This window comes from Tissierella sp., assembly GCF_052089545.1.
Lineage (GTDB): Bacteria > Bacillota > Clostridia > Tissierellales > Tissierellaceae > Tissierella_A.
Genome location: NZ_JBQDAA010000278.1, coordinates 1 through 2,555, shown reverse-complemented (window position 1 = coordinate 2,555; position 2,555 = coordinate 1). Strand labels below are relative to the sequence as shown.

1 protein-coding gene is annotated in these 2,555 nt (G+C 28.3%); it reads left to right on the top strand.

All coding sequences use genetic code 11. The features are described from left to right. Positions 1 to 11 precede the first annotated feature (11 nt). Positions 12 to 2,459: an N-6 DNA methylase gene (locus tag ACTHW2_RS12905; RefSeq protein ID WP_442264296.1), complete on the top strand. Its 2,448-nt coding sequence runs from the start codon at positions 12 to 14 to the stop codon at positions 2,457 to 2,459. The last annotated feature ends 96 nt before the right edge of the window (positions 2,460 to 2,555 follow it).

Below are 2,555 nucleotides of genomic sequence, written 5' to 3'. Positions count from 1 at the left end.
AGGAGGAAGTTATGGAGAGTAAAAAAATAACATGTAGAATTAGAAAAATAGATGTACCTAATACTAAAGAGGAAATAGTAAGACAAAGATACATAAAAATACTAATAGAAGATTATGGATATGATGAAAAAGACTTAAAGGTAGAGTATGGAGTAAAAAGAAGTCCATCAGATACAAGAAGATCTTTGCCAGTAGATATAGCTGTTTTTGAAGATGAGAAACCTAAAATATTTGTTGAAACTAAATCAGGAGAAATAGATATAGGTTTGGATCAATTAAAAGATTATTTAAACTTTGAGAGTGATGTAAAATATGGTGTTTGGACAAATGGGAATTTAGAAGCTGATGAAATAGGAATTCAATATATTGAAAAAGTTGTAGAAGATGGGGTTATTCGGTATAAAGAACGCTTTAATATTCCAAGAAAAGGTTATGGAGATGTAATTGAGGAAATACAAAAAAAAGATTTAAAGCCTACTAGCAACTTAAAAGATATATTTAAACAAATGAGAGGGTTTATATCAGCTAATGCTACTGGAACTACAAGAGATGAGAAAATATTAGGCGAGCTTATGTCTATTTTGATATGTAAAATATATGATGAAAGGTATAAGAGCGATGAAGACTACATGGAATTTAGAATAATGAATGATGATGAGAAGAAAACAGCAAGTAATTTAAAAAAGATATTTAATGAAAAAGTCAAAGTAAAGTATAATGAGGTATTTAAGAAAGAAGATAAAATAACTTTAGAAGATAGTATAATCACTTATGTAGTAGGACAGCTACAGATGTATTCTATTACAAGAAGCTCTCATCAAGCGATATCTGATGCATTTGAAAGTATAATTGGCTATGCATCAAAAGGGTCACAAGGACAGTTTTTTACACCTAAAAATGTAGTTGATTTGATGGTGTCTATTTTAGATCCTGAAGAATATAACAGTTTGCTAGATCCAGCGAGTGGAACAGCAGGGTTCTTAACAAGTTCAATGAATCATGTTTGGAACAAAATAGATGGGAAAAGTTTAGAAGATTTAGCAAAGCAAGAAGAAAAGAAAGAATATGCTATGAAATATTTGTATGGGATAGAAAAAGATGATTTTTTAGCTAAAATATCAAAAGGATATATGGCTGTTTTAGGAGATGGGAAAGCTGGTATTTATATAGAAAACAGTTTAAATAGCAAAAATTGGGGAAATGGCGCAAAAGGAGCTATTAAAGAAGATTACTTTGATTACATTTTAACAAATCCTCCTTTTGGCAAAGATGTTAAATTAGATAAGCAGACAAAGGAATTATATGAATATGAAGCTGTAGATTTAGCGTTTGTAGAAAGAGCACTCAGTCTATTGAAAGATGGTGGAGTATTAGGAATAGTATTGCCAGAAACAATATTCCACTCTCCAAGTAATAGAAAAGTTAGAGATTCATTATTTTATAAACATAATATAATGGCGATAATTGATATACCTCATGATACATTTAGACCTTATAACAATGCTAAAACTGATATAATTTTCATTCAAAAAGGAACTCCGCAACAAGATAAAGTATTAGCAATTAAAATAAAAAATATCGGACATAATCATCAAGGCGAAGTAAATTATATGTATGATTTGGAAACAGACACCTTTGACAAATCTAAAATAAACGATGATACTATAAAAATTATTCCTGCAATCAAAAACAAAGATATTATGTCTTTAATAGAAAATAATTATAATCCACTCAACGAAAGAGAAGAAAAACTGTTAGAAGAAAATAGAGAATTACAAGAGACGATAAAATATATTGATTATAAAGATATTGAAGAAGAAGATGTGTTAGTAGCTAGAAACTATTTTGAAGAAAAATTAGTTACAGATAACAAAGTTCAAATAGAAGATTTGATAAATGAGGGAATTTTAGAGTATTTTGATGGGCATGGTTCTCCAAGAGGCTACTTAAAAGGTCAAGGAACATATCCTTATATAAGAGTGAAAGATATAGTTAACTTAGAAGTTTACACCAATCCACAAGACTTAATCCCAGAATTTGAGTATGATAGATTATTTAGACCTGAAAAAGAATTGAAAGCTAAAGATATAGTTTTTGTAAGGCGTGGAAGTTATAGAATTGGTGATGTAGGAATTCTGTATGAAAAAGATACTAAATCAATTTTTACAAGAGAACTATTGATATTGAGAGTTGTTAATAGTGAAAATAAATATAATATAACTCCATATAATTTACTGTTTTTAATGAACTCTGATGAAGTCAGAAGTCAGCTAGGTAATAAGATAATGCTAGATACAACTTTACCTAATATTGCAGATAGATGGGAAAAATTATATATTCCAATATTTAGCGAAGAAAAAATGTTAAATATTCATGAACGAATGAAAAAGAATTATGAAAATAGAGATAAGTTTTGGAAAGATTTAAAAGGACTAGAAAAAGATTTTAAGGAAATGTAAAAAATATCTCCTTTTTATATTTTATGCTTAGTGTTTTTGTCTATTATAATTAAAAGACCAAAAGACAAAAACAAATCTAATTTATTGAGTTGGCTT

Bases quoted from the DNA above. Each gene is read 5' to 3' on its own strand.
- ACTHW2_RS12905 (WP_442264296.1), top strand. From the start codon at position 12: ATGGAGAGTAAAAAAATAACATGTAGAATTAGAAAAATAGATGTACCT.